The sequence below is a fragment of the Vibrio sp. McD22-P3 genome, from assembly GCF_021568915.1.
In the GTDB taxonomy this organism is placed as follows: Bacteria; Pseudomonadota; Gammaproteobacteria; order Enterobacterales; family Vibrionaceae; genus Vibrio; species Vibrio mediterranei.
Map to the genome: position 1 here is coordinate 80,743 of NZ_JAKGTN010000009.1, position 17,927 is coordinate 98,669.

Below are 17,927 nucleotides of genomic sequence, written 5' to 3' on the forward strand. Positions count from 1 at the left end.
CTGCGTTTCTAACGTACTTTAAGAGTGGCTAATCCAATAAGAACTAGTACGATTGAAATAATCCAAAAACGAACAATAACACGTGGTTCCGGCCATCCTTTTAGCTCGTAGTGGTGGTGAATAGGCGCCATACGGAAAATACGCTGGCCACGCAGTTTGTATGAACCTACCTGAAGAATAACCGACAGCGTTTCCATTACGAATACACCGCCCATAATAACAAGCACAAACTCTTGACGAACCAACACCGCAATCACACCAAGTGCACCACCAAGTGCCAGTGAGCCAACATCACCCATAAACACTTGTGCTGGATACGTGTTAAACCAAAGGAAACCAAGGCCAGCACCAACCATTGCGGTACATACAACGACCAACTCTGAGGTATATGGGATATAAGGAATATGTAGGTAGTTAGCGAAGTTAACGTTGCCCGTAGCCCAAGCAATAACCGCAAAACCCGCCGCTACAAGTACTGTCGGCATAATAGCCAAGCCATCCAAACCATCCGTTAGGTTTACAGCGTTACTTGTACCTACAATAACAAAATAGGTGAAGACGATATAAAACAGCCCCATCTGCGGCATTACGTCTTTGAAGAAAGGCACAACCAGCTGAGTTGCAGCCGTATCTTGTCCATGAGCATATAAAGCGAAAGCCACGAACAGAGCGATAACTGACTGCCAAAAATACTTCCAACGAGCAATCAAACCATCAGTGTTCTTACGGACAACTTTGCGATAATCGTCGACAAAACCCACTGCGCCGTAGCCAAGTAAAACAACCAATACAGCCCAAACATAAGGATTGCTTAGGTCAGACCACAACAACACTGTTAATGTAATCGCAAACAAGATCATCACGCCGCCCATGGTTGGCGTTCCGCGCTTACTAAAGTGCGATTCAGGACCTTCGTTACGAACAACTTGACCGATTTGCAACATTTGCAGGCGAGCAATCATTTTAGGTCCCATCCATAAGGACAACCCTAAAGCGGTTAACACACTGACTATGGCTCTGAATGACAGGTATTCAAACAGTCGAAAAAAAGAAAAGTATGGCTGTAGTAATTCCGCAAGCCAAATAATCATGTGTAAGTCTCCTTCAGTGCATTAGCAATGGTGTACATGCCTGCACTTAGTGCCCCTTTCACCAATAAGGTATGAGAGGTCTGGTTTAGCTGTGTTAAATTGCGCTCGATATATTCAAGCATGCTGTCGTGACTCTGAAAATGCATACCACCACATAGGTCACTGATAACCTTCGCATCTTCACCATAGGTCAAAACATGTTCAAATGCGAAAGGAGCAGCATGTTGTCCGACTTCTTTGTGAAGTGCAAGACTTTCATGCCCCAATTCTGCCATATTACCCAGAATCAACCAGCGCTGCCCTTGCTTAAACTGTGCAAGTAAGTCAACCGCCGCTTTCATCGCAGGCACACTGGCGTTATAGCTGTCATCAATTAAGGTAATGTGCTCAGTAAGTTTTTCGACATCAACTCGACGTTTAACCTTACTTAGCGATTGCAAACCTATTTTGATTTGCTCTAAGGTCGCACCACATTGAATCGCCAAAGCACTAGCAGCAACGGCATTCGCCACATTATGCTCACCTAGCAATGACAACTGCAATTCGACATTGCCGATAGGTGTGTGCAGTGTAAATAACGGATAGCCCTCTGATGACATCGCTATGTCAGAGCCATAAAAATCGGCGTTAGTGTTTTGTTTAGAGAACGTTATAAGGTTTTTATCTTGTAAAACTTCTGACCAAATCGACTCACCTTGGCTATCGAGATTGATCAGCGCTGTCCCGTTGGCTGTGAGACCCTGGTAAATTTCACCTTTCGCAGTTTTCACGCCATCAAGAGAACCAAAGCCCTCTAGGTGCGCTTCTGCCACATTATTAACCATGGCAATATCAGGTTTCACCAGCGCCGTGGTGTAAGCAATCTCGCCAATATGATTCGCACCTAGTTCGATAACAGAAAAGTCATCTTGTGGTGTGCTGCGAAGTAATGTCAGTGGGACGCCAATATCATTATTGAAGTTGCCAGCCGTATAGAGCACTTGTCCAAGGCCAGATAAGACACTCGCCACCATCTCTTTTACTGTGGTTTTGCCACAGCTACCAGTGATGGCAAGAGTTTTTGTACCACAACGACGATGCACTTCAGCGCCTAATAAGCCAAGTGCAACTTTACTATCTGCAACGATAACCTGCGGAATATCGATATCAAGTTGACGTTCAACAATAAGTGCGGCGGCACCTTTATCAGCAGCTTGCTGGCAAAAATCGTGAGCATCAAAGCGCTCACCGACTAACGCAATAAACAGTGCTCCAGACTGAATCGCACGAGTATCTGTCGTGACTTCTAGGATTTGAACCTCACCGCCACTCTGCGTACCTTCAACAATATTGGCAATGTCAGATAGTGTTAATGCAATCATAATGTAAGTCCCAATAATGTTGCGGCCGATTCTCTGTCTGAGTAATGCACCGTTTCGGTACCAACAACCTGATAGTCTTCATGACCTTTACCGGCGAGTAAAATAATGTCCGATGCCTCAGCTTGGTTCATCGCCACCTGCGCCGCATCAAACCGTTTGTGTTCAACAATAGCAGCTTGCGGTTGGCTCATACCGGCCAACATATCTTCGACAATAGCAGCAGGGTCTTCACTTCGAGGATTATCATCACTAAGAATAACGTGGTCAGCTAAGCGTTCAGCGATCGCCGCCATCATTGGTCGTTTACCTTTATCTCGATCACCACCGCAGCCGACAATCACCCAAAGTTTACCTTCACAATGTACTCGCAACGCCAACAGCGCTTTTTCAAGAGCATCGGGAGTGTGAGCATAGTCGACAACTATTTTAGGTTTATTGGTGGATTGGAATAGTTCCATTCTGCCAAGCACTGGTTGCAGTTTCGGCGCAGTTTGTTGCAGATGGTCGATATCAAAGCCAAGCGCTAATAACGACGCAAACGCCAACATGAGATTGCTAGCGTTAAATTGACCAATCAGTGGTGCATGCAGATTGCCTTGCCCAAAGTAACCATCGAATTCAAGTGAGATTCCGCTATCGCTGTATTCTACTGTTGTTGCCCACAGCCCTCTTTTACCTTCTTGACGTCCTTCCACAGACACCGCGATGGCATCACTTCGTTCCGTCAACCAACGGCGACCAACGACATCATCAATATTGAGAACCGCATGTTCACAATGATGGCCGGTAAACAGGAGCTTCTTGGCGGCTTCGTATCCTTCCATTGTGCCATGATAATCGAGATGATCACGGCTCAGATTGGTAAAAATACCTAACTTAAATGGCACAGCGGCAACGCGACCTTGAACTAAGCCGTGAGAAGACACTTCCATCGCTGTATAGTTCGCACCTTGCTGATCTAACTTTGCTAAGATTCGCTGTACATCAATGGCACTGCCTGTGGTGTTTTTTGCCTCTTCAAGCTGATCTAAGAAGCCATTGCCCGTCGTGCCCATAATAGCGGCTTTATCACCGAGTAAATCAATCCATTGAGCAATAAGCTGGGTGATGGTGGTTTTGCCATTCGTCCCAGTTACACCAATGACTTGTTGCTGATATTGATATAGGCGTGCCGCGATGACAGAAAGCAGCGTGTCGAGTTGGTAGAGATGGATAATTGGCACTTCACCAATATAGGTCACTTCGCCATGCTTATGCTCACTGTCTGCTTGAGCCAGCACAGACGTAGCGCCTGCTTGCACTGCTCTTTCGATAAACAGACGGCCATCGACAGTATGACCAATGATCGCAACGAAGCTATCGCCTTGTTTAATAGCCCGGCTATCTAATTCCAAATTGGAAACGACTATGTCATCAAGTGACAAGTAGCTCACTGAGCTTTCCATTTCGCTAATCCAAGGTTTTAGCAGTTTTGCCAATGTCAAAGAGGTCAACATTGTTTTCACCTATTTTTGAAACTGATTTTCATCAGGCGCTACATTTAATATTTGCAGCGAGCCTTTCATAATTTCTGAGAATACTGGGCCTGCAACAGCACCACCATAATACTGATCACCTTGTGGTTCGTTAATCACCACAACAAGCGCAATGCGAGGGTCACTCACAGGAGCAACACCCGAAGTAATTGCCACGTATTCGTCACTATAGCCACCAGCGGCTGCTTTTCGTGATGTACCTGTTTTGGCTGCAACACGATACCCAGGAACGGCAGCACGCGTCGCTGTACCACCAGGTTGAGTTACCGCTTCTAGCATGTGTAATACTTCAACCGCGTAGTGATGGTCTATGACCTGCTTCGATAAATCTTGCTGGTTATTCTCGATAATATGCACTGGTTGATACAACCCGCCATTACCTAATGTCGCATAGGCATGCGCTAATTGCAGTGGAGTAATCGAAATACCATAGCCGAAGGCAAGTGTAGCAATTTCAAATTGAGACCAACGGCGACGGTTAGGGAAAATACCGGTGGTTTCACCGACTAAGTTCAACCCAGAAAGCTGGCCAAAACCGATCGAACTATACATTCCCAATAGTTCTTGCAGTGGCATTTCCAACGCAAGCTTAGCCACACCGATGTTACTGGACTTTTGAAGAATCTTCGCCAAGTTAGCCTTACCAACTTTTGAAGTATCACGAACACGACTCCCACCAATTTGCATGATGCCATTACCGGTATCAATCACGGTATTTTCATCGGCTACACCCGCTTCTAAAGCGGCTAACACAACAAACGGTTTAACAGTCGAGCCCGGTTCCATCGCATCGGTTATCACTCGGTTACGCATGGTAAAGGATTGACGAGAGGAGCGATTATTAGGGTTGTATGATGGCGCATTGACCATAGCCAACACACCGCCAGTCTTCACATCGATAATCACTGCACTGCCTGAGGTCGCGCGGTAATCAGCAACGGCTTGTTTTACTGCGCGATAAGCAATCGCTTGCAAACGCTGGTCAATAGTAAGTTCGAGCGGCTTACCTTCTTCGCGCTCCTCTAGAGAGATATTTTCTACGACTCGACCATAACGGTCTTTACGAATAATTCGTTTACCCGCCTCACCTGTCAGCCATTTATCATAGCTGCGTTCCACCCCTTCGAGACCATGACCATCAATCCCAGTAACCCCAACTAAATGCGCGCTAACTTCACCAGCAGGGTAATAGCGGCGAGATTCCGCTTTCAGTCCTACTCCTGAGAGTTTGAGTTCCTTGATGTACTTTGCCATGGCAGGGCTGACTTGGCGTTGCAGATAGATAAAGCGGCGAGTTTTATTTTTCTCAATCTTATTGATAAGGGCCTGTCGGTCAAGACCAAGTACATCCGCTAGGGCATGCCAACGGTCAAGTTTTGCCAAACCATTATCTTTAAATATCGTAGCAGGATCTGCCCATACCGCTTGAACTGGAACGCTGACCGCCAAGGGCTCGCCATTGCGATCTGAAATAATGCCGCGGGCAGAGGGAAGTGCTTTAACGCGAACCGAACGTAAATCGCCTTGCTTGATTAAGTTATCCGGTTCGATAACTTGGATATAGCCGATTCTGGCTACCAGTGCAGTGAAGATTAATAACACACAACCTAAGATGAGACGAAAGCGCCATGCAATCAACGTTGGAGCTTCCGCAGTTTGTGTACTTTTCTTCTTGTTGGAGGGTTTTACAACTTTTTTGCCTTTCATTTCAGGGAAACCACTACTTCCTTGTCAGCATCAGGACGCTTCATATCCAGTTCTTGCTTTGCCATCGCTTGGACTCGACTATGTTCAGACAACGCATTTTCTTCAAGAAGTAAGTTGCGCCATTCATTATCAAGCCTTTCACGCTCTTGGAGCGCCACATCTTTTTGGTTAATTGCCTGGCGAGTATGGTGAGTAGCAAAGACGACCCCCATCGCTGACGCGAATATTAATAGCAATACCATTAAAGGTACTCGACCCACCGTTATGATATCTATCCCGATGAGTTTGGCTAAGTTGTGTTTTGGCTCGTTAGACATCCACTTGTCCGCTACAGTTTTTCTGCAACTCGAAGTACAGAGCTGCGTGATCGCGTGTTCATTTCAACTTCTTGATCCGATGGTTTAAGTGCTTTACCAATTGTTTTTAGATTTGCACTCCCCAAGGCACGAATTTGATCTTCCGTCATCGGAATACCGTGAGGCACTTGAGGGCCTCTACTTTCTTTACGCATAAAACGCTTTACCATGCGATCTTCCAACGAGTGGAAACTGATTACAGATAAACGACCTTCTGGTGCTAGAATGCTTGCCGCTCCTTTTAGAGCAGTATCGATCTCTTCAAGTTCACTGTTGATATAGATACGAAACGCTTGGAATGAACGTGTCGCTGGGTGCTTCTTCTCTTTGAAGCTTTTTGGTGCCGCGTCAGAAATTAACTTCGCTAGTTGGCCTGTGCGAGTAAGTGGCTCTTTCTCTTCATCTTCACGATGAGCAACAATCGCTTTAGCGATTCGACGAGCGTGCTTATCTTCACCAAATTCACGAATAACCCAAGTGATATCATCTAGCTCAGCCTGAGCCAACCACTCAGAAACCGGCATGCCTGATGTTGGGTCCATGCGCATATCCAGTGGGCCATCTTTCATAAAGCTAAAACCACGTTCCGCATCATCCAATTGTGGTGAAGAGACACCTAAGTCCAGCAATACACCGTCAACTTTACCAACTAAATCATAGCGTTCCGCATATTCTGCCATACCAGAAAACGGGCCGTGAATAATGGTGAATCGTGGGTCATCGATTTTACCCGCTTCTTCAATCGCTTGAGGATCTCGGTCAATACTATAAAGGCGACCATTTTCACCCAATTGTGAAAGAATTTGACGACTGTGACCACCACGTCCAAACGTCCCATCGATATAGATACCGTCAGGTTTAATGGCTAAGCCATCGATAGATTCATGAAGTAGTACCGAAATGTGTTGGAATGATTCGCTCATTGGTGATCTCGAGAGTTGCTAAAGGCAAAGTAGACAAGTGTACTGATTTCCTTCAGTAACGTCATCTGGTTAAGTTCAGCCTAACGTAAAGATAGGTGATAAAAAAGCAAAAAACCCATCACAAAATCAATTTGTAATGGGTTTTTTTATAATAGGTGAAGTTGACCTGTACGCCGGGTTCTGTATCCGCCGAAGCGGTGATAGCCATTCGTCTAGGCCAGCAATCGCTCACTGGCTCGAGCAACCTACCCGCCTCCATACGCGAGCAACGCAATGTGGAAGCCTATTTGGTCTTGCTCCGGGTGGAGTTTACCTTGCAACGAACTGTTACCAGTCGTCCGGTGCGCTCTTACCGCACCCTTTCACCCTTACCTGTGCTCCTTCCGAAGAAATGGAGCCATCGGCGGTCTTCTCTCTGCTGCACTTGTCGTGGGCTCACGCCCCCCAGGCGTTACCTGGCACCCTGCTCTGTGGAGCCCGGACGTTCCTCCCCTCCGTCAGTCTCCCCCAAGACAAGCTCAAGGGGACGTCAACGAAGCAGCGACTATCCAGTCAACTTCAGGGCGCGGATTGTAGCGGAGCGCGAGCAATTACTCAAGGTTTTCTAAACCCCATTTGTATAATGCGTTCTTTTTCAGGTTATAAATCTCTGCCGTCGCTGCCGCAGCTTTTTTCAATGGCAGCTCTTTAACTAAGATCGCTAAGGTTCGAGTCGCCTCGTCTGGTAGCGTGTCCGTCACGGGTTCGCGGTATCCATGAATCAATAAAACCATCTCACCGCGCTTGCGGTTTTCGTCTTCTTCAATCCATTCAACCAATTCACCTAATGGCAGGCCCTGTATGGTTTCGTAAGTCTTTGTCAGCTCACGTGCCAATACAACTTCACGCTCCGGACCAAGAACTTCAAGCATATCTGCCAACGACTCAGTGATTCGATGTGGTGACTCATAGAAAATACAGGTACGCTCTGCCTTAGCGATTTCCATAAACTTGTCTTTACGACCTTTGCTTTTTGCAGGCAAGAAACCTTCAAAGCTAAATCGATCAGATGGTAGACCTGAGGCGCTCAAGGCAGTTATTACGGCACACGCACCAGGTAATGGCACAACTTTAACGCCCGCTTGACGACATTGAGACACTAAATGGTACCCTGGATCGCTGATCAGTGGCGTACCCGCATCTGAAACCAATGCGATGGATTCGCCCGCTAACAATTTATCGACTAAAACTTGTGCTTTTTGCTGCTCATTGTGATCATGGAGCGCAAATGTCCTAGTTTGAATATTGAAGTGCGATAAAAGTTTACCCGTATGACGAGTATCTTCAGCAGCAATAATATCGACGCTGTTTAAGACATCGAGCGCTCTTTGTGTGATATCACCGAGATTTCCAATAGGAGTCGGTACAATAAAGAGCGTTGGTTGCTCAATATAAGTGGTTTTGTTGCTTGTCATTTGTTTACCAGCACTTCAACGATTAATATAATGATTTTACACGAATAGTGATTAAAGAGCTCATGGCAATGATGAACCCAAAGAGAAATAGTGTAACACGCCTACTGACTCCAATTGCATTGGCTTTGTCCATTGCCGCTTGTTCTACTCAGCCAAGCGCCCCAACGAGTGTTGATATCACCCTTGCTCCAACCGCATCTTCTGAAACGTACTTAATGCGTGCCGATGCCGATCAAGGTGGTTTTGCTAATGAATGGCTAATTCTAGCGTTCAAAGCATCGATTCAAGAAGGCAACTACGAACAAGCTAAGCGACTTTCTAATCGTCTAGCCAAACAAAACCTAACCGTTATTCAGCAAGCAGAATGGCAGTTAGCTCGTGCCGAGCTTAACCTAGCGCAAGGCAATGCACAGGATGCGTATCTACAACTGAACTTCCCAGCGGAATGGCCTCTTGCCCAACAGCAATGGCAACGCTACTACGAGTTAAGAGCGCAAAGTCTGGCTCAATTAGGCCGCTACTTTGAAGCGAGCCGAGAGTTGATTGCCATGTCAGGTTTCGCACCACGCGAAGAGCAGCAAGGCATCAATGATGAGATTTGGAATAACCTCAACCAGTATTCTGCTGAGCAGCTCTCAACCCTAATCGCAGAACCTAAAGAAGAAGTTCTTGATGGCTGGTTACAGCTTGCAACTTATATGAAAGCACTAGGTGGTAGCCTTCCACAGCTACAAAATACCTTAAAGAACTGGTTGGCCGAGAACCCGGACCATCCCGCTGCTGAATACACCCCACAAAGTATCTTAGACATTTTAAGTTTAGAGATCACGACGCCTCACAGCACTGCACTGCTGCTTCCATTAACGGGCAAATATGCGAAACAAGCGCAGCTGGTTCGTGATGGGTTTATGATGGCAATGATGGACGATGAGCAACGCGACCCAGAGGCAATTTTTACCGTTATCGATACTAATGAAACGGCTCCAGCAGATATCAAAGCACAACTAATTGCCAATGAAGTGGACTTCATTGTTGGTCCACTTATCAAAGAAAACGTTGAGAAGCTGCAACAAGCACAAAAACAATCTGAAACGCCAATTCCAGCACTTGCACTCAATATTCCTAGCGAGTTAGAACCATCACAAATGATGTGTTACCTAACGCTTTCCCCAGAGCAAGAAGTAGCGCAAGCCGCCGCTCATCTTTCTGAAGGTAACTATGAGTATCCTCTGGTCCTAGCACCAAGAGGCAACCTCGGTGACCGCGTAGTGAAAGCATTTGAAGAAGAGTGGGCGAAAGTCAGTGACAACAAAGTGGCTATTGCACAATATGGAAATCGCGCTCAGCTGCAAAAAACCATCAATAATGTATTCGGTCTTCAGCAAAGTCAGCAACGCATTGCCCAGATGGAAGCGTTGACAGGCATGAAGCTAGAGAATCAACCACGTAGCCGCCGCGATATTGACTCTGTTTACATCGTTGCTAACAGTGCAGATCTGACGTTGATCAAACCGTTTATTGAAGTGGCGATTAACCCAGATGCGAAGCAACCTCAATTGTTTGCTGATTCACACAGCCACACTAGTAAACGTCAATACGAGGATCTCACTGGCGTAGTCTACAGTGATATCCCTCTGCTGATTGACCAAGATCCTCAGCTTGACGCACAAATGACCAAGTTCTGGCCGAAGAGCTCGAATGCAGAGAAACGTCTGCAAGCATTGGGAATGGATGCTTACTCATTAACTAAAGAGTTACCGCAGTTAAAAGCCGTTCAAGGTTATTCTGTAGATGGCCAAACTGGCACATTGAGCGTTGATTCTGACTGTGTTGTACAGCGCCAAATTTCGTGGGGTGTATATGGTCAAAAGCCGACTCAAGTAACGGAAGCTTCTGAGACACAAGCGCCTAACACGGAAGAAGGTACGGATGGCACTGCTACCGTGGAACAACCGATCAGCCAATAAAAGAGCGGTTGGCAAAAACTACGAAATTCTCGCTAAGGACTATCTAGGTCGACAAGGCCTGGTAGCCTTAGCGGAGAATTACACCGCTAAATGCGGTGAGTTGGACCTCATCATGCAAGACGGTTCCACTCTTGTCTTTGTCGAGGTAAAGTATCGTCAAAGCACTCAGTATGGCTTAGCTCAAGAGATGGTGACGCCCTCTAAAGCACGAAAGCTTCAAAAAGCCGCCACCCTTTGGTTGCTGCAAAACGGCTTATCGCCTTACGATACTGATTTTCGATTCGATGTCGTTGCCATTCATCAGCAAGGCAATGACATTAACTGGATAAAGAACGCGATCACTCAAGGATAACCATGCGCGATAGCATTAAAGAAAGTTTCACTGAAAGTATTCAAATTCAAATTGCGGCTGCAGAAGCGCTTCCTGACGTTATTACCCACGCTGCACAAGCCATGGTAGCAACACTACTCAACGGTCACAGAATTCTTTGCTGTGGTAATGGCGGCTCAGCTTCCAACGCCCAACAATTTGTCTCTTGTTTACTGAATCGCTTCGAAACTGAACGTCCCAGCTTACCTGCTATGACTCTAACTGCCGATAGCACCACAATGACCGCAGTAGCAAACGACTATAACTTCGAAGATATCTTTGCCAAGCAAGTACGCGCCTTTGGTCAAGCTGGAGATATACTGCTTGCGATTTCCACCAGTGGTAACAGTAAAAACGTCATCAAAGCTATGGAAGCCGCAGTAACTAGAGATATGACCATCATCGCCTTTACTGGTAAGGACGGTGGCGAAATGGCAGGTCTGCTGGGTGAGAATGATGTGGAAATCCGTATCCCATCTCACAGAACCGCACGCATTCATGAGGTGCATATGGTAACTCTGCATTGCTTATGCGATCTTATTGACCAAGTTCTATTCCCTTCCCACGAAGAGTAATACCATGAAGATGTACAAAGTTCTGACTTTGCTATTGGTTAGCATCATGTTGTCTGGATGTGCGGGCTTGTTTGTCGCTGGCGCAGCAACCACTGTCAATTTAGTGACTGATACTCGAACCACAAAAGAGATTTGGAACGATAACTCATTAGAATCCGAAGTTGCGGGGATGAGCAATAAAGCCCCCTACGTAGGCCAAGTACGTGTGGTTGCAAGTTCTCAACGCGGTACCGTGGTTCTGATGGGACAAGCTAAGACCCAAGCACTAAGCAACCAACTTGAAGCGCAAGTTAAAGGCTTAAAAGGCGTTAAACGAGTTTATAACCAAATTCGAATTAAAGATCCGATCAGCTTCACTAGTGTCAGTAATGACAGTTGGTTAACGACAAAAGTGAAGTCAGCGTTGCTGACCGATGAGCGCCTTAACGGTGTAAAAGTTAAAGTCATCACTGAAGACAAAGAAGTGTTCTTACTCGGTTACGTTTCTAAAGAGCATGCAGATGTTGCCACTGAAATCGCTCGTAACGTCTCTGGGGTAAACCAAGTTATTCGCGCTTTCCAATTTAGTGAGCAGCAAGACAAACTCAATACCGAGGCTCCAGTTGAAGAAACAAAACAGCCAGAAGCTCCGGTTAAAAATGCCGAACCTGAAGAAGAAATGAGACCAATCATTGAAGAGCCTGCACCTTTTCATGAAATAGAAGGTTAAAGTCCTTAAACGTAAAAAGCGAGCTTAATGCTCGCTTTTTTAATATCTGTGGTGCGTCTTTAACTCTCTATGGCTTAAGTGCTCGCTCACCACGGGCAATACCTACGATACCACTTCGAGCAACTTCCACCACATCAGTCACTTCAGAAAGTGCTGAAACAAAAGCATCCAACTTCTCTGCGGTGCCCGCGAGTTGCACGGTATACTGAGAAGCCGTCACATCAACAATCTGACCACGGAAAATATCTGCAGTACGCTTTACTTCCGCACGAGCGAAACCACTGGCTTTTACTTTCACCATCATCAGCTCACGCTCAATATGGTCAAATTCAGTTACTTCTTGAACCTTTAGAACATCAATAAGTTTGTGGAGCTGCTTTTGAATCTGTTCAAGTTCCATTTCGTCTGACTCAGTCGTGATATTAAGACGAGATAGGGTTTCATCATCTGTTGGTGATACGTTGAGTGACTCGATGTTATAACCACGTTGAGAGAACAAACCTACCACTCGAGAAAGTGCACCCGGTTGGTTTTCCATTAGTAGTGAAATGATATGTCTCATATTATGTTCTCTCCGTTTTGCTTAGCCACATCTTATCCATGCCTTCCCCTTTAATTTGCATTGGGTAAACATGTTCTGTTTCGTCAACATTGATGTCGACAAATACTAAGCGATCTTTCATTTCTAGCGCTTTCTTCAAACCAGACTCAAGCTCGCTTGGGTTAGAGATTCGAATCCCTACATGGCCGTAAGCTTCTGCAATCGCAGCAAAGTCTGGAACAGAGTCCATATATGAGTTTGAGTGACGACCTTGATAAATCATGTCTTGCCACTGTTTTACCATTCCTAAGAAACGGTTATTTAGGTTAATGATCTTAATTGGCACATCATATTGCATCGCCGTCGACAGCTCTTGAATATTCATCTGAATACTGCCGTCACCGGTGACACACACCACTTCCTCATCGGGATGCGCAAATTTCACGCCCATGGCTGCTGGGAAGCCAAAGCCCATGGTTCCTAAACCACCAGAGTTGATCCAACGACGAGGTTTGTTGAATGGGTAATAAAGCGCTGCAAACATTTGGTGCTGGCCAACATCTGACGCGACATACGCATCACCGCCAGTCAGTTTGTGCAACACTTCAATAACTTGTTGTGGTTTAATACGTTCTTCTGAGGTCTCATAACCTAAGCAGTTGCGCGCTCGCCATCCTGCAATGTCATCCCACCAAGCATTAAGCGCAGCTTCATCATTCGTTCCGCCTTGCTCCACAAGCAATCTAAGCATGGTCTCAAGCACCACATCTGCAGAGCCAACAATCGGCAGGTCAGCACGAACGTTTTTAGAAATCGACGATGGATCGATATCGATGTGAACCACTTTGGCATTAGGGCAGTACTTATCAAGGTTGTTAGTTGTACGATCGTCAAAACGTACACCTACACCAAAAATCAGATCAGCATTATGCATTGCCAAGTTCGCTTCGTAGGTGCCGTGCATACCCAGCATACCTAGTGCATTTTTGTGAGTACCAGGGAACGCGCCTAGCCCCATCAAAGTACTAATAACAGGTAAGTTAAGCGTTTCAGCTAGCTTAATAATATGCTGGTCGGCTTCTGACATTACCGCACCACCACCGACATAAAGCACTGGTTTCTTCGCTTCTAGAATCGCTTTTAGTGCTTTTTTGATTTGTCCTTTATGGCCCGTCATTGTCGGGTTGTAAGAACGCATCTTAATCGTTTCCGGATACTCGTAAGGAAACTTAATTTGCGGATTCATAACATCTTTTGGAACATCAACAACAACTGGACCTGGACGACCAGAAGAGGCGATATAGAACGCTTTCTTTAATGTTTCGGGTACATCTTCTGCACGTTGTACTAGAAAGCTGTGTTTGACCACAGGACGTGATACACCCACCATGTCACATTCTTGGAATGCGTCATTACCAATCAGGTTATTTGGTACGTTACCAGAGATAACAACCATAGGGATAGAGTCCATGTATGCGGTTGCAATACCAGTAATCGTATTAGTTGCACCAGGACCAGAACACACTAATACAACACCAGGTTTACCGGTTGCACGTGCGTAGCCATCAGCCATATGAGTCGCAGCTTGTTCGTGACGAACGAGTACGTGTTGAATGTTTTCGCGCTTTTCATGCAGCGCATCGTAGATATCGAGAACGGAACCACCTGGGTAGCCAAAGATTTGTTGAACACCTTCGTCAATCAAAGATTGTACGATCATCTCTGCACCAGATAGCATTTCTGGGGTTGAATCTGCCATATTGTCTCCTTACCAGTTATCGCAGCAATTTGGTTATTGCTGAGCTGGCATTACATAGTTAGGTCTTATTCGTAGCCTAAATCGAAATTACTCACTTTCGGCTATGTCACGCCTAGCTTGTCATAACAAGCCATTCGTTTACGCAACAACTTTAACTCTTTCTTAGCACAAGATCTAACCCTATCAAGTTCTCAAAAAACACACTCCACTTTTTATGAGTCGTTTTGCAAACATTTGTTACAAGCTTCAACCACCAGCCAAACGATCAACAAGGACATCAATGAAAATTCAGTATTAAATTCTTTCAAATAGCCCCAAAAACCGCGCAAACCTATCGTTGAGTTGGATAATTCGCAACAAAGCTATCCGCAGAAATAACAAAAGCCTCCCAAAGGAGGCTTTCAAATTTGAAGGCTCTATGTTTTTAAGCCGCTTTTGCTGGAGGCTTTCTCTTACTAAAGCGCCAACGCTTGAAAATGGATGGTTTAGATTGCTTCTCCTCTCGCTTGCCCAACATTAACAAACAAGGAGTTAATACTAATGTCAATACTGTCGCGAATGCCAAACCACCAGCGATAGCTGTTGCTAACTGCGACCACCACTGAGTGCTCGGAGCCCCAAACTCTATTTTTTGGTTAATGATGTCGACATTCATCTCCAGCACCATTGGCATAAGGCCAAGTATGGTCGTTACTGTAGTCAATAAGACGGGACGCAAACGCTGCACTCCGGTTCTCAATATGGCATCTCGCTTGTCTAATCCTCGTTTTAGCAGTTGGTTATATGTGTCGATAAGCACGATGTTATTGTTCACGACGATCCCAGCTAAAGCGATAACCCCAATTCCCGACATGATAATGCCAAATGGTCGCTGGAAAATAAGCAGACCTGCAAATACCCCCACTGTCGAGAATATAACGGCACTTAAGATAAGGAAGGCTTGATAGAAACTATTAAACTGAGTTATCAGAATCAATGCCATCACCGCTAATGCAACCAAAAACGCACTTTGCAGGAATTCAGATGAGTTCTTCTGTTCTTCGTTTTGACCACGAATTCTATAATCGATACCGGCTGGTAAATCGATATTACTCAGTTGCTGCTGAAACCCTGGCAGTTCGACCGCGAGGTTATACCCTTCAGCCATATCAGCCTTAACACTAATAATACGAACGCCATCTAAACGGTTGATCGTATCTTGTTTAGGCTGAGGGGTTATCTCTGCAAAGTTGGTAATAGGCACCAATCCCGCTGGGGTTTTGATACGGAGCTCATCAAATCGGCCAATATCTCGTTTGTCACTTGGGAATCGAACGAGAATATCCACCTCCTCCGTCGAGTCGTCAGGCAAATAGTCGCCAATTTTCAATCCATTAGTGACAAACTGTACCGTATTTCCAACCAAAGTCGCATCTGCAGCAAACCGTGATGCATCATCGCGACTGATATCAATTTGCCAATCAATACCCGGCTTATTCGAGGTATCACTGATATTGGTCAGCTTAGAGTTACCATCAGCCCAGCGACGTATCATTTTAGCGGCTTCATCGAGCTTTTCTGGGAAACGCGCTGAGAGCTCAATTTCTAGATCGTGTTCAACAGGCGGTCCAGCATCTGGGAATTTGTACTCGATTTCGACACCAGCAAACTGATCCGTGGTCTGCTTTAGGTCTTCGATAATAACATTCACACGGCGACGATCTTGCCAATCAACCGGAGTGATCTGAATCGTACCAATTTCATCCTTACCACCGGTTTTGGTATAGACGCTCTCAAATTCTTTGTGGTTAAACATTACCTGTTCCACCACTCTCATCACTTCATCTTTCTCCTTGATCGATAAGTCACCGTGAGAACGCACTTTTACATTGAAGTAAGGAGGATCTACCTCAGGGAAGAACTCGGCACCTAGACCCGCTTTGTTGTAGGCGAACCCGACCCCTATCGCCATCAAAATCGCCAACAACAGTATTTTCAATGGGTGACCGATGGCAATATCTAGTGTGTGGTAATAGAGCTTAGTGATACCGGTTGCTTGATCAAATTCACCGTTATGTAACGCAATCATCTGTTGCTGGCGCTTCTGTGAAACATACTGAGGCTTGCCAATCAAACCACCGATCACAGGTACAAACAACAGTGCCATGACAAGCGATGCAGTGAGGGTTGCGATAAGAGTCAACGGTAGGAATTTCATAAATTCGCCGGTGGTGTCCGGCCAGAATAATAGCGGCGCAAAAGCTGCTAGCGTAGTGGCCGTTGAGGCTGTAATTGGCCAAGCCATTCGCCTTGCCGCGTCACGATAAGCTTGTTTACGAGGGGTACCCTCTTGCATTCGACGGTCAGCAAACTCCGTTACAACAATGGCCCCATCAACCAGCATCCCCACAGCCATGATTAGTGAGAACAGCACGATAATATTGACCGTTAAACCAAATACTGAGAGCACCAATAAGCCCGTTAGGAAAGAGCCGGGAATTGATATCCCTACCAACAAGGCCGTGCGTACACCAAGAATAGCAATAATGACGATCACTACTAAAATGATGGCCGAAAGAATATTGTTTTGGAGATCATTAAGCATGATCTTTACGTCTTTCGATTCATCTTTGGTGAATTTCACCAAAAGGTTATTTGGCCACTCCGGTAGCATTTGCGCTTGGCGTAATACCTCTTTAACGAGATCTACCGTTTCAATAATGTTCTCACCCGAGCGCTTTTTGACATCGAGTACCACTGCCGAGCGACCATCTAAACGAGCAAAGCTGTCAGGATCCCTAAATGCGCGGCGCACTGTCGCCACATCACCAAAAGTAATCACCTGTTTGCCATCGACCTTAACCGGTAGCTCTAATACATCTTTCAAGCTATCAAATACGGAAGGAACTTTAACGGAAAAACGTCCATATCCAGTATCGACAAAACCCGCAGCCACCACCTTATTGTTCAATGCGATTAAATTGTAGATATCGCCCTGATCTAAGCCATAGCTTTCCATCAACAATGGATCGACAACGATTTCAACGATGTCTTCACGGTCACCCGCGATATCCACTTCAAGGATCTGCCTATAGCTCTCCAACTTATCCCGCAATTGGCGAGCGAGTTGAACAATTGTGCGCTCTGGAACAGTACCGTAAAGAACGACTGATAACACAGGTTGCTCAGAGGCAAGGGTTACTTCGTTTACCGTCGGCTCATCACTGCCATCAGGTAGCTTAGGCTTCGCTAAATCTACCGCATCTCTGACATCGGCCATTGCTTTGGCTAGATCGACACCGACGTTAAATTCCAACGTCACTGAGCCATGCCCTTCTGAAGCCGTCGCCGTCATCTCTTTCACTCCCTCTACGGAGCGCATCTCTTTTTCAAGGGGACGGACTAACAATCGTTCACTGTCAGTAGGAGAAATACCTTGGTGGCTAACAGAAACATAAATGATTGGAATGGTAATGTCGGGGCTCGACTCTTTTGGTATCGAGTTATAAGTCGCAATACCAGCAATCAAAATTAGAACCAGTAAACTCAACATGGTTCTGGAGCGAGACAGCGCCGCATCAATTAATGCAAACATAGCAG

Annotated in this window: 14 protein-coding genes and 1 other RNA gene; 4 read left to right on the forward strand and 11 right to left on the reverse strand. The window is 45.8% G+C overall.

All coding sequences use genetic code 11. From position 1 onward, the window contains the following. Positions 1–8 precede the first annotated feature (8 nt). From mraY to rsmI, 8 genes are all read right to left on the reverse strand, one after another. Positions 9–1,091: a phospho-N-acetylmuramoyl-pentapeptide-transferase gene (gene mraY / locus L2W36_RS12210; protein WP_006072711.1), complete on the reverse strand. Its 1,083-nt coding sequence runs from the start codon at positions 1,089–1,091 to the stop codon at positions 9–11. Beyond that, positions 1,088–2,452: a UDP-N-acetylmuramoyl-tripeptide--D-alanyl-D-alanine ligase gene (locus tag L2W36_RS12215; protein ID WP_236110169.1), complete on the reverse strand. Its 1,365-nt coding sequence runs from the start codon at positions 2,450–2,452 to the stop codon at positions 1,088–1,090. The genes mraY and L2W36_RS12215 overlap by 4 nt, the downstream gene beginning before the upstream one ends. Continuing rightward, a complete protein-coding gene (murE, locus tag L2W36_RS12220) occupies positions 2,449–3,948 on the reverse strand; it encodes a UDP-N-acetylmuramoyl-L-alanyl-D-glutamate--2,6-diaminopimelate ligase (protein WP_236110170.1) in 1,500 nt (499 codons plus the stop codon). The genes L2W36_RS12215 and murE overlap by 4 nt, the downstream gene beginning before the upstream one ends. Before the next feature lie 9 nt (positions 3,949–3,957). Next, the gene (locus L2W36_RS12225) at positions 3,958–5,694 is read right to left on the reverse strand and encodes a peptidoglycan glycosyltransferase FtsI (protein WP_006072706.1); all 1,737 of its coding nucleotides are present in this window, start codon (positions 5,692–5,694) and stop codon (positions 3,958–3,960) included. Beyond that, positions 5,691–6,011: a cell division protein FtsL gene (gene ftsL, locus L2W36_RS12230; RefSeq protein WP_006072704.1), complete on the reverse strand. Its 321-nt coding sequence runs from the start codon at positions 6,009–6,011 to the stop codon at positions 5,691–5,693. The genes L2W36_RS12225 and ftsL overlap by 4 nt, the downstream gene beginning before the upstream one ends. 11 nt (positions 6,012–6,022) lie before the next feature. After that, on the reverse strand, positions 6,023–6,973 hold the full coding sequence (gene rsmH, locus L2W36_RS12235; protein WP_006072702.1) for a 16S rRNA (cytosine(1402)-N(4))-methyltransferase RsmH: 951 nt from the start codon (positions 6,971–6,973) through the stop codon (positions 6,023–6,025). A 153-nt stretch (positions 6,974–7,126) separates the two neighbouring features. Continuing rightward, an RNA gene (gene rnpB, locus L2W36_RS12240) (RNase P RNA component class A) lies at positions 7,127–7,533 on the reverse strand. A 30-nt stretch (positions 7,534–7,563) separates the two neighbouring features. Then, positions 7,564–8,427 (reverse strand): 16S rRNA (cytidine(1402)-2'-O)-methyltransferase, encoded by an 864-nt coding sequence (rsmI, locus tag L2W36_RS12245; protein ID WP_006072698.1) that lies wholly within the window; start codon positions 8,425–8,427, stop codon positions 7,564–7,566. A gap of 62 nt (positions 8,428–8,489) precedes the next feature. Here rsmI and L2W36_RS12250 point away from each other — a divergent pair, with 62 nt between their 5' ends. The 4 genes from L2W36_RS12250 to L2W36_RS12265 are packed head-to-tail and all read left to right on the forward strand — an operon-like array spanning position 8,490 to position 12,048. Next, positions 8,490–10,394 carry a penicillin-binding protein activator gene (locus L2W36_RS12250; protein WP_236110171.1) on the forward strand — a complete coding sequence of 635 codons (1,905 nt, stop codon included), beginning with the start codon at positions 8,490–8,492 and terminating at the stop codon, positions 10,392–10,394. Continuing rightward, positions 10,357–10,746 (forward strand): YraN family protein, encoded by a 390-nt coding sequence (locus tag L2W36_RS12255; protein WP_038224001.1) that lies wholly within the window; start codon positions 10,357–10,359, stop codon positions 10,744–10,746. The genes L2W36_RS12250 and L2W36_RS12255 overlap by 38 nt, the downstream gene beginning before the upstream one ends. A 2-nt stretch (positions 10,747–10,748) precedes the next feature. After that, entirely contained in the window at positions 10,749–11,339 is a 591-nt protein-coding gene (locus L2W36_RS12260) for a phosphoheptose isomerase (protein WP_006072694.1), read from the forward strand. A gap of 10 nt (positions 11,340–11,349) precedes the next feature. Next, positions 11,350–12,048, forward strand: a complete 699-nt coding sequence (locus L2W36_RS12265) for a BON domain-containing protein (protein ID WP_171392134.1) — start codon at positions 11,350–11,352, stop codon at positions 12,046–12,048. Between the two features lie 67 nt (positions 12,049–12,115). Here L2W36_RS12265 and ilvN read toward each other — a convergent pair whose 3' ends face one another. From ilvN to L2W36_RS12280, 3 genes are all read right to left on the reverse strand, one after another. Beyond that, positions 12,116–12,610, reverse strand: a complete 495-nt coding sequence (gene ilvN / locus L2W36_RS12270; protein ID WP_006072691.1) for an acetolactate synthase small subunit — start codon at positions 12,608–12,610, stop codon at positions 12,116–12,118. Between the two features lies 1 nt (position 12,611). Continuing rightward, the gene (locus tag L2W36_RS12275) at positions 12,612–14,348 is read right to left on the reverse strand and encodes an acetolactate synthase 3 large subunit (protein ID WP_038224002.1); all 1,737 of its coding nucleotides are present in this window, start codon (positions 14,346–14,348) and stop codon (positions 12,612–12,614) included. A 424-nt stretch (positions 14,349–14,772) separates the two neighbouring features. Beyond that, positions 14,773–17,922: an efflux RND transporter permease subunit gene (locus tag L2W36_RS12280; RefSeq protein ID WP_236110172.1), complete on the reverse strand. Its 3,150-nt coding sequence runs from the start codon at positions 17,920–17,922 to the stop codon at positions 14,773–14,775. Between the last annotated feature and the right edge of the window lie 5 nt (positions 17,923–17,927).